A 17,648-nucleotide genomic window follows, 5' to 3' on the forward strand; every position below is an offset into this window, starting at 1 on the left:
TTATCTGGGGCGTTTTTCAGGATCATATTCAACAGGGGAAAGGCTTAATTTGCGCAATTCAGCATGGACGGCAGTGGTGCATTTGCGCACCCAGCTTAAGGCGTTTTCCTGATATTTGATGCGCATTTCAATGTCTTTAACTTCTGCATCATAGCGGTCCATATTTTCTTTCACATGGGCGCGTTGTGCAGCCCCACTCAAACCTAGGTCGCGGGCGGCTTTTTGGGCGCGTTGAAAATATTCGCCTTTTTGGCCGCGGCTATCATCAAGGACGGTGCGGCTCATGCTCAGGTTTTTCTCGCCAGCTTTTTTTAAGGTGCCCATATCATATTCTTGCTCGCGCCAGAATTTCTTTGTGGATAGGGTCGCATAGGCTTTGTCTAACGGGTCTTGTGGCTTGCAGTCCACATCAAGGTTGGCATTCCAGGTCACGGGCGCGGGTTCACCACAGGCGCTTAAAGCAAGGAGGCATCCCATGCTGAATATGCGGAGTGTTTTTTTCATCAAAGCCGAACCTTTATAAGCTTGCCAAAGCAAGGAAGAGGGTGAGTGAGGCTTTTACACTACCCGATTTATCAACAGGATCAAATGACCCTTATCAAAGATATTTGCTAATTTCCTCATGAACCTGTGCGGTAAGTTCTTTTTTAGAGAGGTTTTCAATATCGATGATGATGTCGGCGGCCTTTTCATAAAAAGGCAAACGGCGCATCATGACTTCTTCGGCTGATTTGGTTTCTGATAATGATGGGCGTTTGGCATCGCCTTTTACTTTGGCAGCTAAACGGGGGATATCGCCTTTAAGCCAGACAATACGTCCGTTTTGGCGCAAAAGCTCGATCTTGCGCTCTGAATAAATCTCGCTACCATCTTCATCTACATCAACGATGATGCCGCCACCACAGTCAATGATGTTACCATCCAATGCACAGATTTTCTGCAATGTGGCATATTCCATATCGCGAAAGGCGCGCCAGTCGCCAGCGTTGTCTGCCAGAATTTCCGGTATGGATTTTCCTGCATTATCATATTGGATCAACAGATCAGATGATAAAACATCGCGCTTTGTCAAAACACTCAGGCGGCGTGAAATTTTGGATTTCCCAGCCCCGCGCATACCGATCAAAATAATATTCATGACAGGTTTTCCTTCAATGGTAACTGGGCGTAACCCTTAAGCGATATTGCAATGCAGCACAAGCAAAACTTAACTGCTTAGGACCTTCACCAAAGAAGAGCGCGACAGCTGGCCTTTGAGGTCACCATTATCATTGACCACAGGCAGTGGGAAGTCCGTATCCAATGTATCGGGGATGACTTCTTCAAGCACGCTATCTGGTGAAATGGGGTCAACCTGCTCGTAAATGTCATTACACAGCTTGTTGCCATAATCACCCTGTGGTGCATCTTCCAGCGTTTCTTGTAAAATCACCCCTTGATAGCCGTCATCATTGACGTAATAACCATAATCACCCTTTTCCTTTTTCATTTGGATAAGGGCTTCACCAATGGTTTCTGCCGTGATGCGACACGCAGGTGGCTTCATCACCGTTTCAACGGTAAGCGCACGGGCGCGGTTAACGTCTTTTACAAAAGCTTCCACATAATCGGTTGCCGGGTTGAGCAGGATTTCTTCTGGTGCACCTTGTTGGACCAGTTCACCATCTTTTAAAATGGCAATGCGATCACCAAGGCGCAGGGCTTCATCCAGATCGTGGGTAATAAAGACGATGGTTTTATGGAGTTTTTCCTGCAACTCAATTAGCTGGTCCTGCATTTCGGAGCGAATAAGCGGATCAAGGGCGGAAAACGCCTCATCCATCAGCAAAATCTCAGCATCTGTGCAGAGCGCGCGGGCAAGGCCTACGCGTTGTTGTTGCCCACCAGAAAGCTGGCTTGGATATTGATCTTCATATCCCGCTAAGCCAACAGTCTCTAACCATTCTTTAGCCTTTGTTTCACGCGTGGTTTTATCAACACCTTGAACAGACAGGCCATAGGCTACATTCTCAATCACCGTGCGGTGAGGCATCAGGCCAAAACGTTGAAAGACCATGGACATTTTATGACGGCGAAAGGTTTCCAGCTCTTTGGCGGAAAAATCCATGACGTCTTTGCCCTCAACAATGATCTTACCTTCTGTTGGGTCAATCAAGCGGTTGAAGTGGCGGATCAAGGTTGATTTACCAGAGCCCGACAGGCCCATAATCACGAAAATTTCACCTCTTTTAATATCAAGGTTGATATCTTTTAAGCCCAAAGTGTGGCCCGTTTCAGCCAGAATATCATCTTTGGATTTCCCTTGATGGACGAGCTCCATATACTGTTTTGGTGTGTTGCCAAACAGTTTGTAGAGGCCTTCAATTTTAATCAAACACTCAGGCATGTTGATTGTCTCCTAAATGTTTTTGGGTGCGTTTGGCATAAGCCTGTGTCACACGGTCAAAAACAATGGCAAGGACTACAATGGCAAGACCATTGAGCAAGCCCATGGTGAAATACTGGTTGGTAATGGATTTTAAAACAGGTTGACCAAGCCCTTTAACCCCGATCATGGAGGCAATCACCACCATGGCCAAGGCCATCATAATGGTTTGGTTGATGCCCGCCATAATGGTGGGCATGGCAAGGGGAAGCTGCACTTCCCACAGGCGTTGCGCCTTGCTTGCGCCATAAGCGGTTGCGGCCTCTAATACCTCTTTATCAACGAGGCGAATACCAAGGTTGGTGAGGCGAATAACAGGGGGGATGGCATAGATCACAACGGCGATAACACCGGGCACCTTACCGATACCCAGCAACATCACCACAGGGATGAGATACACAAAGGCCGGCATGGTCTGCATGATATCAAGGATTGGCGTGACAATGGCCTGCACCCGATCAGAGCGCGCCATCATAATGCCAATGGGGATGCCCACGGCAATGGAGATAAAGGTGCAGACCACAATGATGCTCATGGTGCGCATGGTGTTATCCCACATGCCAAAATAGCCAATGGCAAGGAAGGCAACGATAACAGCGCCCGACATTTTCCACGAACGAGACGCCAGATAGACCAAGGCGGTGATGACGATCAAAACCACCCACCATGGTGTGGCGAGCAGGAGTTTTTCAAACCAGACAAGGAAATAGAGTAAAGGATCAAAGATACTTTCAATAATATCCCCGTAAGATCGTGAAAAGTCGCGATAGGCCCCATCCAGCCCTTTACGAATGGCGATAAGGTCGCTACGCGCCATTTGCGGGAAGTCGGTGAGCCAAGATTTTTCAGCCATCAGTCTGTCTCAATTCGATTTATATAAAAGAAAAAAGGCCCCACCGCGAAGGATGGAGCCTTAATGTTTTAAAGGTTATTTGCTGCTTTTTTAAGTTTTGCAGCCGCATCACCAGAGACCCATTTGCTCCAGATTGCTTCATAATTTTTGATGAAATGCTCAGCCGCAATACCACCATCAGCCTGTTCTTCTTCTTTCCAGGCCAGCAGTTCGTTCATCTGTGCGTTGGTAAACGAACGTTTGGTGAAATAGTCATAGGCTTGTGGGTTTTTGCTTGCAAAGTCGCTTGCAGTCACCGTGTAAACCGGTGAAGGCGGATACATGGATGTTTTTGGCTCTTCACAATCTTTTTGGGATAGGCAGCCTTTGAAATGTTCAGCATCTACACCAGAGCCGAAATCAACCATGACCATTTTATATTTACCCAGCACAGCCGTTGGGGCCCAGTAATAGCCAAACCATGGTTTTTCACCAGTGTAAGCCTTGGCAATAGAGCCGGATAAGCCAGCACCTGAACCTGGATCAACATAATCAAAACCCGCATCAGCCAGTTTCAAAGATTTAAACAGGTGACCGGAAGAAATTTGGCAACCCCAACCCGCCGGGCAGCCATAAAAAGCGCCAAGATCTGGGTCTTCTGGGTGTTTAAACATTTTGGCATTTTTCATGATGCCTTCGATTGTAGCCAGTTCAGGGTTTTGTTTGACCAGATATTCCGGCACCCAGAAACCTTCTTCACCGCCATCAGACAGGGATTTGCCCGCAATGCGCAGTTTCTTACCTTCACCGGCATCTTTAAAGATTTGCGGGAAAGAGTTTGTCCACATCTCAGGCGCCACATCAGGCTCGCCTTTTTCAATCATGGACGTTCCTGTTGGCATTGTATCACCGGGAACCAGCTCGGCATCACAGCCATAGCCATTTTTCAGAATGAACATATCCACATTGGCCATAAGCTCAGCTGAGCTCCAGTTCATATCTGCAATGGTGACTTTGCCACAAGCTTCAGCCGCTTGTGATGTGGCCAGTGCTGCCACAAGGCTCATTGCCCCAATCATCATCTTCTTCATTAGCCGTCTCCCTGTTATTTTTCTTTCTAATAAAAAAGCGAACCACTCATAAGGGGTTCGCAGATAAATAAAAGCTAGGAGCTTACAGGCAGTCTGTCAATAATCAATATATGAAATTATAATTGACGCATTGGTGTTGTTAATCAAATTACATAATGTTTATTTAATGCAATAGTTATTATGAAGTATTGTTTTTGGTGAAATGCGTTTTTTTTTGTTTTATTAATGATTTAATTACCAAATAAAAACCTTACTTTTACTTATGAGTATTTAATTTATTTCAATTTGTTTTTTTATACTTAGATGGTTACTTGTTTTGCGAAGTATGGCTTTAGGGGCGTGAAAATGCCAAACAATAAGCTGAGCTTTTGTTGGGTTAAAATAGATGTAATTTTCAGAGAATAAAAGAACTGGAGTGGGCGAAGTCGATCTTTAAGTGATTCTGCTGTCTCCTACATGTATCAATTTCACTTGCTTTGTGAGTTTAGCCTTGTCCACCTATTCAGGAAGGTTCATCCTGTTGTGGTTAAATTAATTAGATAAATTCGTATAAGCTAAAGTTATAAAACCCCGTATTACCATTAGGGTTGATTGCGAACACAGCTTAAACCTAGCAAATTAGTCGTATTGAAGTTAAGGGTAGAGAGAATGCTCTTACCATATACCGTCTAAAAGAAATGAGGCACTTTGATGGGGCTATTTGAACGATACTTAACCATATGGGTTGGCCTGTGTATTTTGGCAGGTGTGTTGTTGGGAAATCTATTTCCGCCCGTATTTTCAGCTATTGCAGCCCTTGAATTTGCTCATGTAAATCTTGTTGTGGCGGTCCTCATCTGGGTGATGATTTATCCTATGATGGTGCAAATTGATTTTTCGTCGATCAAAGACATTGGACGAAAACCCAAAGGTCTGGTTCTCACGGTCATCATCAATTGGTTGATTAAACCCTTCACTATGGCTGGTTTGGGGTGGTTGTTCTTCAAGGTTCTTTTTGCAGATTGGGTCGATCCACAATCGGCTGAACAATATATCGCAGGCATGATTTTATTAGGGGTTGCTCCATGCACTGCCATGGTTTTTGTATGGAGCCAACTGACCAAAGGTGATCCGAACTACACTTTGGTGCAAGTCTCGGTAAATGACATTATCATGGTCTTTGCCTTTGCCCCCATTGCAGCATTCTTACTTGGTGTAACTGATATTCACGTCCCATGGGAAACATTGCTACTGTCGGTCATTCTTTATGTCGTATTTCCATTGTTGATGGGGGTCGTTACCCGCAAGAAATTAGAGCGCAGAGATGATGAAGATCGTCTGACAAATTTTGTTCAAAAAATTAAACCGTGGTCAGTCGTAGGGTTGCTCTCAACGGTGATTCTTCTGTTTGGCTTTCAAGCAGAAACCATCATTGCCCAACCTCAGACAATTTTTCTAATAGCAATACCATTAACACTGCAAACCTATGGAATCTTTATCATTGCATATCTTGGGGCAAAGGCATTGAAGCTGTCCCATAATATTGCTGCTCCTGCTGCGTTGATCGGAACATCAAATTTCTTTGAGCTTGCCGTTGCTGTAGCAATTTCTCTGTTTGGCTTACATTCGGGTGCGGCATTGGCAACCGTGGTGGGCGTGCTGGTAGAAGTCCCAGTTATGTTATCTTTGGTATTCATCGCCAATAAGACGAAACATTGGTTTGAATAGTGGCTTTAGGCATCACTTTAGACATCACTATGAGCCTTTAAACAATATGAACTGTTTAACCTCAATGTCTTACATGTGATATTTTGGAAAAGCTGGAGCGGGCGAAGGGAATCGAACCCTCGTGTACAGCTTGGGAATAAACTGTTGATTCTATTGTCTTTTTTACACTCTTATTCACCTTTTAGAATCAAAGTGTTAGCTAAAATGAAATCATAAAATAGAAATAAAAAATCAAAAAAATGATTCAAAAATATTCCAAAGGTATTAACCCATATAAGTGATGCCACTAATCTAATAAAATATTTATAATGTGGCTTCTGGTTGTTCTTGATAGAACAAAATGGAGTATGCCATAAATGGCGTAGAATGGGGTTAATAAATCATATAAGGGTTTAGGTGTGCCAACTGACGGTATTAAGATTCTTGATGAATGGGCTTATCAATATAACCAAATGACCGAGGGTGTTATTGGTGAGCATAATGGTCATTGGAATGTTGATAAAGCTATGGCTGACTTCAAAGATATCATACTTGATTGTTGTGATAGCTGCCGTTCTGACTACGAAACCTTGATTCCAAAGTTCAAAGGCTATGTAGCCGATAAAGATTATGACAAAGCAAAGGTAGTTGGAATGGAACTCCAATCACTCATAGTGAAAGCGGTTCAACATAAGTTCCCAAATATCTAAATCAACTGCACGGCTTGTTCCAACTGTGAATCACGAACATCAACATATTGGGCGGTCGTACTGATATGGCTATGACCCATCAATCGTTGGATTACACGAATACCAATACCTTTATCGGCTAAGGTCGTGGCGAATGTGCGACGACCTGAATGGCTACTGGCACCCTTGATACCTGCTTGCTCATAGATGCGACCCAATAGCATACAAATGCTATGGCGGCTGAATGAACCCTTCTGACCAAAAAATAACGGCTGGCTATCAACGCGAACGGTTATTGATTCCAAATATGATTTAAGTTCCTTGCGCAACTTGTCTGATACAAAAATGACCCGCGCGTCATTACCCTTGGTCTGTGTCTTGTTAAGGACAATGCGGTCTTGAACTTTATCATCTACGGCAATGTCTGATACACGTAATGACGCAATCTCAATCGCTCTTAAGCCTGCTAAATAACTCAACATAAATATTGCACGGTTGCGTTCGGCGTGGCGGTTCGTGGCAATCATCGCCAACACTTGCTTCACTTCTTGTTCGCTTAATACTTTAGCTTGCTTGCTCATAACTTAAATCCAAACCATTCACTACTTCATTTTATTAAGTGTATTATAACATTATTAAGATGTATATACAAACTATACTGACAAAACCTGTGTATTACTGCGTGATTTATAGCAAAGATACAAATGATAACATTTTTATACTTAATAAATACTGGTATGCGATTATATGAAATACTTGGTCATAGCTGTGGAAATGGTATCCACTATGACCCATCCAAAAAAACAATACGAACTGACAAAAAGAAAATGGCAAAGATTACATTGCGTGGATTGCGCAAAATGAACTTGCTCAAAAAACGCCAAAAGCGATTGGACCTCAAAAAATCAAAGCTCTTGGGTGTTATGTATGGAACTGGTTCTGATTCATCTGAAACTGATTTAGCTGCTGCTGACGAACTCAAAAATCAATCTCATATTGATAAGTTGGCTATGAACTATATTAAGAAATCATTCTGAATATTATTAACTTTATAGTTAGACTCTTTTTAATGATTGTTGTCTCTGCATTGTTTTTAGGTTTTAGATAATACCTTCCAATAAACACTACCCATTGATAGCATTTTTTAAGTTGATATATATGAAAATGAACACGGTGCGATACCTTAAACAACCGTGTATTATCTTCGTTTTTTAGGTCAATGACTTCCCATCGTCATTGCATTGCCATAGCGTGTTTAAGCATATGGCTTCGGGGTTTAGCTTCGTCATCGTTTTAGAAAAATAGGTTATCCATTGTTCGGGTGAATGACCCAATGTTGGATTATTGGGTTCTTCAATCTGATAACGGTATGGCGTGATATCACGATTGAATGGAACCGTTGATTCCCATACTTCACCCATCATCAATCTAAAGCGGTCAATGTTCGTGAATGCTTTATTGGCGAACCCGTTGGACGGAACTTTTATGATGCCGTGAATATGATAGTTGTTATTATTAGCACCGTGCTCAATAGCATTGATACGCTGACACCGTCGGGGCTTCCTATGCCGTGAATGACCGCCATAAACTTTTTTATCTATAGCGTTGAAAAATATCTTCGTCATATTCATCACCCATTCACGGTTTTTATCACCGCTTGGAAAGGTGAATGTATAAGCTAAAGCGTTGCCCCAACCCTCATTGTTCAACCATTCTATAAGGTCGGACCGTAGTCGTTTATTGTTAATGTAGGATTGTTCTTTAGGAATATTCCCTTCGTAGTCTTCCCATTTTTTATTCTTATTGTTGTTCATTTTTAATAAATACCATTGTTATCTTGTATAATACCAAATGGCTGACCTGCTATTCAATATTTAACAATCGTATTTATGATGATTGCTACAAAAGTAGCTCAAAACAATGGAATAAAAAATGAACTATCTGAACTATACATTCACCATATTAAAGGAATGCGGGTTGGTCTCTGGCTGGAATGATTACTCAAAAAGGTATCTTAAAAAATGTGAAAGTTATGCTCGGTCATATCGTGCGCGTGGAAAAGATTTACCATTGCCGACAATGATTGTTCTGACTGCATCGGTGGATAAAACTGCGAATAATCTACTGGCTTCAAATGTTGGTAGGGTCGCTGGTGAAGAACTCAAACAACTGGCTATGGATTTATCCATTGCTGTTTATGACAAAGCTTTATCGTCATCTTGATTAGGCGTTGGTAGCAACCCCATAGCCATCAACCTCAACTCAATCTGCTCTGAATAACATTCATCACGGGCTGGCAACATTGGCATTCGGTAGTCTTGGTCTATGTCTTGTTGGTCTAAGTCGTTCATAAGCGTGTCTCACTATCTATACATTGAACTGTTATTTAGCCCAACTTATGAACGATATTCTGTGCCTTCAAATGGGTATATCGTGCCAACATTCTAAAGTCCTTATGCCCCGATATCAACGCTACTTCTGGAATGGCTAAACCGTGTTCAAATAATCGGCTGATAGCTTCGTGCCTCAAATCGTGGAACCGTAGATTTTTAATGCCTGCGCTTTTACATATCTTCCTAAATGCTGCACCGATACCGTGCTTGGTGATTGGAAATGGATGGTCATCATTATAGCCGTGTTGCTGCGACAACACCTGAACGGCTGTCGTGCTCAATGGAACATCACGGCTCGTTCCATTCTTGGTATCTGGCAAATGCGCTATGCGTTGGTGTAGCGATATGTTGGACCATTCCAAACTGGCTATTTCACCAATCCTCATTCCTGTCTGAATGGCGAACTCAATAATGTTGGGCATATGGATTGATAAGCTGTCCTTCGCGGCAATCATCAATCGTTCATACTCATCACCCATCAACCGTCTATCTCGTGCTGCTGGTATCTTAGGCTTACGAATATCATCCAACCAAACGCTATGGATTGGAATGGACCAATCAATCTTGGCTGTGCGTATAACAATACTGAATGTGTTTAGCTCGTGGCGAACGCTCTGCGGTCCTGTGGTGCGTAGTCGGTCATCTCGGTATCTTGCAAAATATCCACTGTTAAGTTCTGATAGTTTTAACTGCGTGATTGGGTGACGTAGGATTAAGTTTATGCGGTTGCGTTCGTGCCGATACGACTTCTTGATGGGTGATACTGCATCACGGTATCTGACCAATAAATCACCCAATGACAACTCATCCAAAATCCTGTGGTCATCACCATTCTGTAGTGCGTCTATGGTTGTCTCTTCTGAACGAACCCACCTCATCAAATCTGACTTCCTGGCAAAGCTTTTAACGCTGGATTTACAACCCTTGCGTCTCACGATTCCTTGCCATTTTTTACCGTGCCGCCTGACCGTAGCCACTGATTAAAACACCTTGGTGATTCAAAAGTGATTCAAAAATAGAAAAAAATCAAAAAAAATGCCAGCAAAATCCAGAAAAAATGGACCTATAAGTCATTGATATATAATGAGAAAAAAGCTGGAGCGGGCGAAGGGAATCGAACCCTCGTGTACAGCTTGGGAAGCTGTCGTTCTACCATTGAACTACGCCCGCTTTTTGTCTCTGGTGCTTTTATCCGATCTGGCCTGTCGCTTCAACAAAAAAACATGAAAGATATATTCTGTCTTATCATACTCGTATTACGCTATAAAAATGAATGCTATGGAAGAAGATGGTTGAGAGGTCTTTACGTTTTTTGTTTTATTGTGTAATAATTAGCTCAACTATTCAGAGTATTTTGGTGTGATAATGACGATATTACAATGGGATGATGCTTTTCTTCTTGGGGAGCCATCATTAGATCAGCAGCATAAAGTGCTCGTGCAATTGATAAATGAACTTTCCACGGCGATGGATACATCCGCGCAAGAGGGCCCTGACAGTGATTTTGTTTTGGCTGAACTGGCGTCACACCTTTATGCCCATATGGATTATGAAGAACAGCTTTTTGAAGATCGTGGGTTTAGCGAGTTGTTGAGCCATAAGCTTTTGCATGAAAAATACCGCCAGATTTTTCATGATCTTTATCTCGCCTTTAAAGATGAAGACCGCCCCGATAAAATACAAGTTTTGCAAAAAATGGTGGAATGGGTGGAAAACCATATTGCAAAAGAAGATGCCAAGTTTAAGCCGTATCTATCTTAAGGCGTTTTTATTCCATCGTATTTAGGCGCTTAAACAATTCTTCCTGCGACAGGATCGACTCATCAAATGGCGCAGAATTGTCATAATCGTCTTGGTTATCCTGACCTTCATGCGCTTTTTCAGGAAAGGCATCTGGATTGATCTGAACAAACAGGTCATGAAGTTCCTGTGAGAGGACGGACAGCCGTTGCACATTTTCGGCCTTGGGATTGAGAGGCTCACGATGTAAGCGATGGGCCATATCTAAGAGTTGAGAGCAGGGTTTGCGCGCATGGGCGTATGATGAGAGAGGCAGTTTTTCCTCTAACTCGGATGTCACGGCCTCAAGGCGCGTGATCATAGGCACGACTTCTTTATCGGGCTCACTATCATAAGCGCTGACCAGATGGTCTGAGAGATAACAGGCCTGATAGGCGAGGCGTTCTACCTGTTGCTCGTTGATCTTTCTCTTGGCGTCTTCAATCTCGTGTTTGATTTTATTGAGGTTACTGCCCGATGTAATATCTTGCAAAGGGTTGGGAACTTTAATGGTCGGGATGACTTGTGTACCGGGGCGCGGGCCGTCTTTTCGACGATCCGGTCCGATATAATCAACGGTGACAACAAAATCTTTGCGGTGTTTACTAAGATGAATGATGTGATCTGCAAATTTACCCGCGGTGATGGGTTTGGTTAAAATATCATCAACGCCCGCATCAACAAGTCTTTTAACCAATTCAACATCGGGCTGGTCTGCAAGAATGATGATGACTAAAAACGGGTTTGAGCCGATTTTACCATGGCGAATGTCATGCACCAACTGATAGAGATCGCCCCCTTCGATATGGGCATCACAGACGATAAGGTCTGCGCGGTCTGTTGTGACGCTATCAACAATCGTCTCAAGGCTGGCAGCTGGAATAATATCGTGAAAGCCTTTTTGATGTAGGACAGCAGACAAGGCCCGCCTTGTTTCAAGGCTGGGTTCGCCAAGTGCCATTCTGACATTTGTGAAGCTTAAATCTTTCACTTTTTTTACCTATTTCATCATGCACGGATAAAGAGAAAATCCGCTCTTGCCTTTTCTAATATAGGATCATACATCATTTCGGAAGGGACACTTCACATTTTTTTGAATTGGTCTTTTCTGTCTCTGGGGGTACATCTATAAGTATGGTAACGACCCGCATTAAAGGACAGGCTTGTGGATAGCACGCTTCAGTATCAAAAATTCGAACATCCCGATATTACGGCCAAGGGGGAAACCCGCGCGTTGGTGGGGCTTACCCATCTTCATACGCTTTGGTTTAATACGGGCAGTCTGTGTAATATCACCTGTCAGGGCTGTTATATGGAATCCAGTCCGAAAAATGATAGCCTTGCTTATATCACCTTGAGTGAGGTGGAAAGCTATCTGGATGAAATTGCGGACCATCACATGGATGTGCGTGAAATCGGTTTGACCGGGGGCGAGCCGTTTATGAACCCGGATATTATCCCTATTTTAACCGCGTGTCTGGAGCGTGGGTTTGAAGTACTGGTGCTGAGCAATGCCATGAAGCCCTTACATCAGAAAAAGGCTGAGCTTCTTGGCCTGAAAGAAACCTATGGGGATAAACTGGGCGTGCGGGTCTCTGTTGATCATTACCTAAAAGAGGACCATGAGTCTTTGCGTGGGCAAGGGTCATGGGACCCAATGATTGAAGGTTTATCATGGCTTGCGCAAAATGGTTTCAAACTCGCCATTGCCGGGCGCACGGTCTGGCATGAGGATGAAGCGAGTGAACGCGCAGGCTATGGTGAGATGTTTGTGCGGGAAAATATCCCTGTAGATGCACAAGACCCCATGGGGCTGGTTCTCTTTCCTGAAATGGATGAACAGGCAGAGGTGCCGGAAATTACCGTGGCCTGTTGGGATATTGTTGGGGTGCAGCCCGAGGCCATGATGTGTGCGACCTCACGTATGATCATCAAGCGCAAAGGCGCAGACCATCCCGTGGTCGTGCCCTGTACACTCTTGCCCTATGATGAAAAGTTTGAGATGGGGGCTGAGCTTTCAAAGGCAGATAAAGAAGTTAAGCTAAACCACCCCCATTGTGCCAAATTCTGCGTTTTAGGCGGCGGGTCCTGTTCCAAAGCCTAGTTTTTGTTATTTTGGCGTGAAATTCAATCGCACAACGTCTTGCACCAGATACATTATGCACACTGGTTACTCGCGCGCTTAAACAGGCCTTAAGGTCTGCGGAAAATAGCAGCAACTTCCACATGATCAGACCATGTAAACTGGTCCACAGGCATGATCTTTTCAAGCTCATAGCCACCATTAAGCAAGGCTGCTGCATCGCGCCCAAAGGTGGCGGGATTACATGAAATGGCGATGATCAGCTTGATATCACTTTCAGCCAAGGCTTCGGCTTGTTCGCGTGCGCCTGCGCGGGGCGGGTCAAAGAGAACCGCATCATATTTGGCAAGCTCTTTACCCATTAAAGGCTGGCGATCAAGGTCGCGCACCTCTGTTGTGATGCGCCCACCAATGCCTGCGCGCCCGGCAGAGAGTTCCAAGGCTTTAAGGGCAGCGCCATTGCTTTCAACGGCGTGGACGATGGATTTGGTTGCCAAGGCAAAGGTGAAGCTGCCACAGCCTGCATAAAGGTCAAGGACCTTTTTCTCCCCATTAAGCGCACTAAGGGCAAAATCCACAAGGGCTTGCTCGCCTTCTTTACTGGGTTGCAAAAACGGGGCTGGGGGAAGCTCAATAGAAGAACCGGAAAATTCGGTGGTCACAGCGCAGTGTTGTGCGATGGTATCAGGCTCACCCCGTCCATTTTCGCGCCATGAAACCCGCCCGACATTATGTTTTTCAACAAAAGCCATGAGATGTTCATGGGCTTTAAATTCAAGGCGACCGGGCAGGGAAAAGACGATATCACTGCTTTCAAGCGGGAAGTTGATGATAATATCACCGCGGCCTTCCTGTTTCATGATCTTGGGCAAAAGTTCACGCAATGGCGTAATCAGGGCATTCAGCTCAGGTGTGAGCAACAGGCAGTTTCCAATTTCTTCAATGCGATGGCTGGAACGGGCATTAAAGCCAAAGATGATTTTTTTACCTTTTTTCATCACCGCAAAAGAGGCACGTCTGCGCGCAGACGGTTTACCAAAAAAGGCCGGTTCCATTTCATGAATGATGCCACTGCGACGGATGATATCGATCACCTTGTGGGTTTTCCATTCGTGATAATAATGCTCATCCATATGTTGCAGGTTACAACCACCGCATTTGGTATAATGCGGGCAAGGTGCCTCAATGCGGTGGGTTGAGGGGGTGATGATTTCTTTCACCTCACCAATATAGGCATCTTGGCGCTTATCGGTAACGCGCACCTTCACCACATCGCCTTCAACCGTATAGGGCACAAAAAAATCATGGCCTGTATCATCACGGCCCAAGCCATCACCTTTTGCGCCAACGCTATAAATGGAAACTTCCATCAATTCTTTGGGCAGGGATGGTTTTTTAGTTTTGGTCGTATTGGGGCGCGATCGGCGGCGCGTGGAAAACGGACGAGGCACAGGCTTTATCTCACATCATTAAGAAATTCAGCATAAATATCTGAAAGGGCCGCATTCATAGCAGCAACAGCCCCATTAACGCCACTATCGCTTTGCACTAATTCTCTTGCATAGGTTTTTAGCACGATAATTTTATCATCGGATGTGCGCTTTAGGCCAATCTCAATCTCAACGGCGACTTTATCACGGCTGGCAAGATCACGCTCTAAACGTTTGATCTTTCCGGTGAGCAGGTAATGCTCATCCATGCGCAGCTCAGGTGTGACCACATGTTTGGCAAGGTTGGCAGCGCGCAAGAATTTGACCATAGCGTCTTGCAGCAGGTCAACAGGTGGCTCCACCCAGAAATGATAATGATATTCTGAAAGGTGGCCCTTGCCCTCACTATAGGCAATGGGGCGACCCGAAATCAGACCATCGGCGCGAAAACGTTCTACCTCTAACACGCCATCCAGTTTGACCATGCCTGAGGTTGGTGTTTTCACATTCAGGCGATAATAATTGTCTTGGGGCAATTCAGGCTGGGCGCAAGCTGCCAGTAAAAACGCACTGGCGCCAAAAGCGAGAGAGGTGAGCAGGGTGTTTTTCATTTTGTTTCTCCTTTGCCCTTAACGTGCTTTATCCGTTGGTGGGGTTCCGCCCAACAACAGGCCCGGGTTCTGGCGGATATGACGGCTAAATTCGTACATATTGCGGCTGGTGCCTTCAAGGTTTTGCGAAATCGTATCAATATGGCGCGAAAGCGTTTCCATCACGAAACGCAAATCAGCAATGGCTTTTTCCATCTCCGGCTTACTATCAGTAACCATATTATCCATATTGCCCACCATATGATCGGCTTTTTCCAAGGTGGAGCCCAGCTTATCAAGATCAGCAATGGTGCTGTTGATTTTCTGGCGATTGTTAGGCGATAAAATCTTTGCAAGCTCGCTGCCTGAGCTATTTAAATCCGTGCTGAAACTTTCAAGGTTATCGGCAATTTGCGGCGTGCGTACACCGATTTCATCAATAATGTCTTTCAGCTTGGTGGCAATCTCGTATGCCGTCTTCTGCTTGAAAAAAAAAACGCTGTTGACAGCTGTATTCAGGCTGAGCAAGAGCGGGCGTACATCTGTTTCCATAAGCGAGCTGATCTGTTCTGCCAGTGAGGACATGGCAGCAAACATATCGGCATTTTCAATCCCCATGATTTTATCACCCGGCGTGAGGGGCGTGGGGCTATCGCCTGCGCGAATGTTGATGGTCAGTGCAGATAAAAGGCCGGCGGAAGAAACCGCAGCCACACTATCTTGGGGAATGTCCCAGCCTTCAGCCACAGACATTTCCACCCTAAAACGCATGCGTCCATCATGTTTTTCAGGAATGATCTGTTCAATCTGTCCCACCGGATAGCCTTCATAGACCACTTGGGTGCCAAATTTCAGCCCCTGTACACGGTTATAGAGGGTGTAATAGGTATCAACCGATCCGGTGCGCCCGGTGAGCAGAGCAACGGCGATGATCAAGCACACGATACTGGCGATGACAAAGCTGCCAACGATCATATAGTTCATCTTGGCGTTTTTCAGGGCGCTCATGGGTGAAGGTCCTCTCCAGTTAGGCGACGAAGGTATGCGTCGGCATCAAGTTCTTCTTCCTCGATGCGGCGGTTTAACAGGTTTTGAATGCGTTGGTTGGACGAGTTTTTCATATTTTCCGGTGTATCCACCATCAAAATATTGCCTCGATCCAGCATGGTGATGCGGTCTGCAATGCGAAAGGCGCTATCCAGTTCATGGGTGACCACCACAATGGACATGCCCATAGCATCGCGCAGGCGCAAGATAAGCTCATCAAGTTGGGCGGCAACCACGGGGTCAAGGCCCGCGCTTGGCTCATCAAAAAACAGTAGCTTCGGGTCCATGATAATGGCGCGTGCAACAGCGGCGCGTTTAAGCATGCCGCCGGATAATTCAGAAGGGGTCAAATCTTCAAAACCTGCCAAATCAACCACTTCAAGCTTCATGCGCATCATGATATCCATGGTCATTTCGGGCTGTTTGGTATGTTCGCGCAAAGGCAGCTTGATATTTTCCCCCACGCTCATGGAACTAAAAAGCGCCCCGCCTTGAAATGCCACGCCAATTTTTTTGCGCAAGTCATAGGTTTCTTTAAGGGAAAGATCAGCAATGTTTTTGCCCAAAAGCTTCATGGTGCCGGAAGTGGCGGCTTCCAAGCTCATGAGATGGCGCAGCAAGGTGGACTTACCTGAGCCCGAGCCACCCATAATCACCATGATCTCCCCATCGCGCACATCCATGGAAATGCCATTGAGGATTTGGCGCTCGCCATAATGGGTGACAAGGTCTTCAACCTCAATGATCTTGTCGCGGGCCAGCAGTTGGGCTTCTGTGGGTTTACTCATCGTGTCACCATGAAAGCAAAGAGCATATCGGTTAAAACAATGGCTGAAATGGATTGCACAACCGCCCGTGTGGTAACTTTACCCACCCCTTCAGCGCCGCCGCGCACACCTGCGCCATTGGCCACACCAATGACAGCAATGAGAATGGCAAAGAGAACACTTTTACCAAGCCCGTGCATGACATCATCTACACTTAACCATTCAAAGACCTGATCCCAATAAGCCGCCAGAGAAATCCCCAGATCAAGCGAGACATAAAGGCCCGCACCAAGCAGGCCGATCACATCGGCAAAAAAGGTTAAGCAAGGCACCATAATCACCATGGCAAGGAGGGCTGGGGCCACAAGAAAACGCACCGGATTAATCCCCATAACCGAGAGCGCATCGACTTCTTGGTTGATGTTCATAATGCCAATGCGCGCAGCCAAGGCCGAGCCTGAGCGCCCAGCAACTAAAATGCCTGTGATCAGCGGGGCAAATTCACGCACAACGGAAAAGGCAATACCGATAGTGACATGGCTTTCTGCACCAAAAATCCGCATGGTATAGATGCCTTGAATGGCAAGCATCATCCCAACGGTGACCCCGAGCATGGCAACAATGGGAATAGCACGAATGCCAGTTTCCATCATCTGGGCAAAAACAGATTGCAGGCGAACGGGCTGGCCCATGGCTTTCCCCATAAACGCCCAGTAGAGGCTTTCCCATATAAGAGACGCGCAATAGCCGATTTCAGACACACCCACCAAGGTGTTGCGCCCGACATTTTCGACCTTTTGTGCAAGGGGGCTGTTGTCAGCCTCTCGTTCGCCCAT

At 45.2% G+C, this 17,648-nt stretch carries 20 protein-coding genes and 1 tRNA gene; 6 read left to right on the forward strand and 15 right to left on the reverse strand.

What is annotated here, in order from left to right:
* The 5 genes from MTBPR1_RS12600 to MTBPR1_RS12620 form a co-directional block, all read right to left on the reverse strand.
* Complete coding sequence (locus MTBPR1_RS12600) at nt 1-504, reverse strand: hypothetical protein (protein ID WP_069189370.1); 504 nt, start codon at nt 502-504, stop codon at nt 1-3.
* A 94-nt stretch (nt 505-598) separates the two neighbouring features.
* A complete protein-coding gene (locus MTBPR1_RS12605; RefSeq protein ID WP_069189371.1) occupies nt 599-1,138 on the reverse strand; it encodes a shikimate kinase in 540 nt (179 codons plus the stop codon).
* A gap of 69 nt (nt 1,139-1,207) precedes the next feature.
* Nucleotides 1,208-2,386: a quaternary amine ABC transporter ATP-binding protein gene (locus MTBPR1_RS12610; protein ID WP_069189372.1), complete on the reverse strand. Its 1,179-nt coding sequence runs from the start codon at nt 2,384-2,386 to the stop codon at nt 1,208-1,210.
* Nucleotides 2,379-3,278, reverse strand: a complete 900-nt coding sequence (locus MTBPR1_RS12615; protein ID WP_069189373.1) for an ABC transporter permease — start codon at nt 3,276-3,278, stop codon at nt 2,379-2,381. Before MTBPR1_RS12615 ends, MTBPR1_RS12610 begins: the two co-directional genes overlap by 8 nt.
* Nucleotides 3,279-3,346: 68 nt before the next feature.
* Complete coding sequence (locus MTBPR1_RS12620; RefSeq protein ID WP_069189374.1) at nt 3,347-4,348, reverse strand: ABC transporter substrate-binding protein; 1,002 nt, start codon at nt 4,346-4,348, stop codon at nt 3,347-3,349.
* A gap of 690 nt (nt 4,349-5,038) precedes the next feature.
* Here MTBPR1_RS12620 and arsB point away from each other — a divergent pair.
* Both arsB and MTBPR1_RS12630 read left to right on the forward strand, forming a co-directional pair.
* On the forward strand, nt 5,039-6,055 hold the full coding sequence (gene arsB, locus MTBPR1_RS12625) for an ACR3 family arsenite efflux transporter (protein WP_069189375.1): 1,017 nt from the start codon (nt 5,039-5,041) through the stop codon (nt 6,053-6,055).
* Between the two features lie 398 nt (nt 6,056-6,453).
* Nucleotides 6,454-6,744, forward strand: coding sequence for a hypothetical protein (locus MTBPR1_RS12630; protein WP_069189376.1), 291 nt, complete (start codon nt 6,454-6,456; stop codon nt 6,742-6,744).
* Here MTBPR1_RS12630 and MTBPR1_RS12635 read toward each other — a convergent pair.
* Entirely contained in the window at nt 6,741-7,304 is a 564-nt protein-coding gene (locus tag MTBPR1_RS12635; protein ID WP_069189377.1) for a tyrosine-type recombinase/integrase, read from the reverse strand. The two genes, MTBPR1_RS12630 and MTBPR1_RS12635, sit on opposite strands and share 4 nt — an antisense overlap.
* A gap of 123 nt (nt 7,305-7,427) precedes the next feature.
* Here MTBPR1_RS12635 and MTBPR1_RS18000 point away from each other — a divergent pair, with 123 nt between their 5' ends.
* A complete protein-coding gene (locus MTBPR1_RS18000) occupies nt 7,428-7,760 on the forward strand; it encodes a hypothetical protein (protein WP_126465223.1) in 333 nt (110 codons plus the stop codon).
* A gap of 174 nt (nt 7,761-7,934) precedes the next feature.
* On the opposite strand, the gene MTBPR1_RS12645 is transcribed toward MTBPR1_RS18000, so the two are convergent.
* Nucleotides 7,935-8,537: a hypothetical protein gene (locus MTBPR1_RS12645; RefSeq protein ID WP_069189379.1), complete on the reverse strand. Its 603-nt coding sequence runs from the start codon at nt 8,535-8,537 to the stop codon at nt 7,935-7,937.
* A gap of 118 nt (nt 8,538-8,655) precedes the next feature.
* Between MTBPR1_RS12645 and MTBPR1_RS18005 the strand changes: the two genes are divergently transcribed.
* The gene (locus MTBPR1_RS18005) at nt 8,656-8,946 is read left to right on the forward strand and encodes a DUF6626 family protein (protein ID WP_126465225.1); all 291 of its coding nucleotides are present in this window, start codon (nt 8,656-8,658) and stop codon (nt 8,944-8,946) included.
* 163 nt (nt 8,947-9,109) lie between these two features.
* Here the strand turns inward: MTBPR1_RS18005 and MTBPR1_RS18160 are convergent, their stop codons facing one another.
* Nucleotides 9,110-9,646, reverse strand: a complete 537-nt coding sequence (locus tag MTBPR1_RS18160; protein ID WP_165602672.1) for a site-specific integrase — start codon at nt 9,644-9,646, stop codon at nt 9,110-9,112.
* A gap of 566 nt (nt 9,647-10,212) precedes the next feature.
* A tRNA-Gly gene (locus MTBPR1_RS12655) sits at nt 10,213-10,286 on the reverse strand.
* Between the two features lie 195 nt (nt 10,287-10,481).
* Between MTBPR1_RS12655 and MTBPR1_RS12660 the strand changes: the two genes are divergently transcribed.
* Complete coding sequence (locus MTBPR1_RS12660; protein ID WP_069189381.1) at nt 10,482-10,877, forward strand: bacteriohemerythrin; 396 nt, start codon at nt 10,482-10,484, stop codon at nt 10,875-10,877.
* A gap of 7 nt (nt 10,878-10,884) precedes the next feature.
* On the opposite strand, the gene MTBPR1_RS12665 is transcribed toward MTBPR1_RS12660, so the two are convergent.
* Nucleotides 10,885-11,886 carry a response regulator gene (locus MTBPR1_RS12665; RefSeq protein ID WP_069189382.1) on the reverse strand — a complete coding sequence of 334 codons (1,002 nt, stop codon included), beginning with the start codon at nt 11,884-11,886 and terminating at the stop codon, nt 10,885-10,887.
* 174 nt (nt 11,887-12,060) lie between these two features.
* Between MTBPR1_RS12665 and MTBPR1_RS12670 the strand changes: the two genes are divergently transcribed.
* Nucleotides 12,061-12,999, forward strand: a complete 939-nt coding sequence (locus MTBPR1_RS12670; protein WP_069189383.1) for a radical SAM protein — start codon at nt 12,061-12,063, stop codon at nt 12,997-12,999.
* Between the two features lie 89 nt (nt 13,000-13,088).
* Here the strand turns inward: MTBPR1_RS12670 and MTBPR1_RS12675 are convergent, their stop codons facing one another.
* From MTBPR1_RS12675 to MTBPR1_RS12695, 5 genes are read right to left on the reverse strand one after another with little or no spacing between them, the layout of a single operon-like run.
* Nucleotides 13,089-14,429, reverse strand: a complete 1,341-nt coding sequence (locus MTBPR1_RS12675) for a class I SAM-dependent RNA methyltransferase (protein ID WP_083223079.1) — start codon at nt 14,427-14,429, stop codon at nt 13,089-13,091.
* A gap of 5 nt (nt 14,430-14,434) precedes the next feature.
* Nucleotides 14,435-15,019, reverse strand: coding sequence for an ABC-type transport auxiliary lipoprotein family protein (locus MTBPR1_RS12680; RefSeq protein WP_069189385.1), 585 nt, complete (start codon nt 15,017-15,019; stop codon nt 14,435-14,437).
* Nucleotides 15,020-15,037: 18 nt separating this feature from the next.
* Nucleotides 15,038-16,006, reverse strand: coding sequence for an MlaD family protein (locus MTBPR1_RS18490; protein WP_083223080.1), 969 nt, complete (start codon nt 16,004-16,006; stop codon nt 15,038-15,040).
* Nucleotides 16,003-16,833 carry an ABC transporter ATP-binding protein gene (locus MTBPR1_RS12690; RefSeq protein ID WP_069189386.1) on the reverse strand — a complete coding sequence of 277 codons (831 nt, stop codon included), beginning with the start codon at nt 16,831-16,833 and terminating at the stop codon, nt 16,003-16,005. The genes MTBPR1_RS18490 and MTBPR1_RS12690 overlap by 4 nt, the downstream gene beginning before the upstream one ends.
* Nucleotides 16,830-17,648 carry an MlaE family ABC transporter permease gene (locus MTBPR1_RS12695; RefSeq protein ID WP_069189387.1) on the reverse strand — a complete coding sequence of 273 codons (819 nt, stop codon included), beginning with the start codon at nt 17,646-17,648 and terminating at the stop codon, nt 16,830-16,832. Before MTBPR1_RS12695 ends, MTBPR1_RS12690 begins: the two co-directional genes overlap by 4 nt.

Source organism: Candidatus Terasakiella magnetica (assembly GCF_900093605.1).
In the GTDB taxonomy this organism is placed as follows: Bacteria; Pseudomonadota; Alphaproteobacteria; order Rhodospirillales; family Terasakiellaceae; genus Terasakiella; species Terasakiella magnetica.

Excerpts from the sequence above, each read along its gene's own strand:
- MTBPR1_RS12600 (WP_069189370.1), bottom strand. The coding sequence starts at position 504 with ATGAAAAAAACACTCCGCATATTCAGCATGGGATGCCTCCTTGCTTTA.
- MTBPR1_RS12605 (WP_069189371.1), bottom strand. The coding sequence starts at position 1,138 with ATGAATATTATTTTGATCGGTATGCGCGGGGCTGGGAAATCCAAAATT.
- MTBPR1_RS12610 (WP_069189372.1), bottom strand. The coding sequence starts at position 2,386 with ATGCCTGAGTGTTTGATTAAAATTGAAGGCCTCTACAAACTGTTTGGC.
- MTBPR1_RS12615 (WP_069189373.1), bottom strand. The coding sequence starts at position 3,278 with ATGGCTGAAAAATCTTGGCTCACCGACTTCCCGCAAATGGCGCGTAGC.
- MTBPR1_RS12620 (WP_069189374.1), bottom strand. The coding sequence starts at position 4,348 with ATGAAGAAGATGATGATTGGGGCAATGAGCCTTGTGGCAGCACTGGCC.
- arsB (WP_069189375.1), top strand. The coding sequence starts at position 5,039 with ATGGGGCTATTTGAACGATACTTAACCATATGGGTTGGCCTGTGTATT.
- MTBPR1_RS12635 (WP_069189377.1), bottom strand. The coding sequence starts at position 7,304 with ATGAGCAAGCAAGCTAAAGTATTAAGCGAACAAGAAGTGAAGCAAGTG.
- MTBPR1_RS18000 (WP_126465223.1), top strand. The coding sequence starts at position 7,428 with ATGATAACATTTTTATACTTAATAAATACTGGTATGCGATTATATGAA.
- MTBPR1_RS12645 (WP_069189379.1), bottom strand. The coding sequence starts at position 8,537 with ATGAACAACAATAAGAATAAAAAATGGGAAGACTACGAAGGGAATATT.
- MTBPR1_RS18005 (WP_126465225.1), top strand. The coding sequence starts at position 8,656 with ATGAACTATCTGAACTATACATTCACCATATTAAAGGAATGCGGGTTG.
- MTBPR1_RS12660 (WP_069189381.1), top strand. The coding sequence starts at position 10,482 with ATGACGATATTACAATGGGATGATGCTTTTCTTCTTGGGGAGCCATCA.
- MTBPR1_RS12680 (WP_069189385.1), bottom strand. The coding sequence starts at position 15,019 with ATGAAAAACACCCTGCTCACCTCTCTCGCTTTTGGCGCCAGTGCGTTT.
- MTBPR1_RS18490 (WP_083223080.1), bottom strand. The coding sequence starts at position 16,006 with ATGAGCGCCCTGAAAAACGCCAAGATGAACTATATGATCGTTGGCAGC.
- MTBPR1_RS12690 (WP_069189386.1), bottom strand. The coding sequence starts at position 16,833 with ATGAGTAAACCCACAGAAGCCCAACTGCTGGCCCGCGACAAGATCATT.
- MTBPR1_RS12695 (WP_069189387.1), bottom strand. The coding sequence starts at position 17,648 with ATGGGCGAACGAGAGGCTGACAACAGCCCCCTTGCACAAAAGGTCGAA.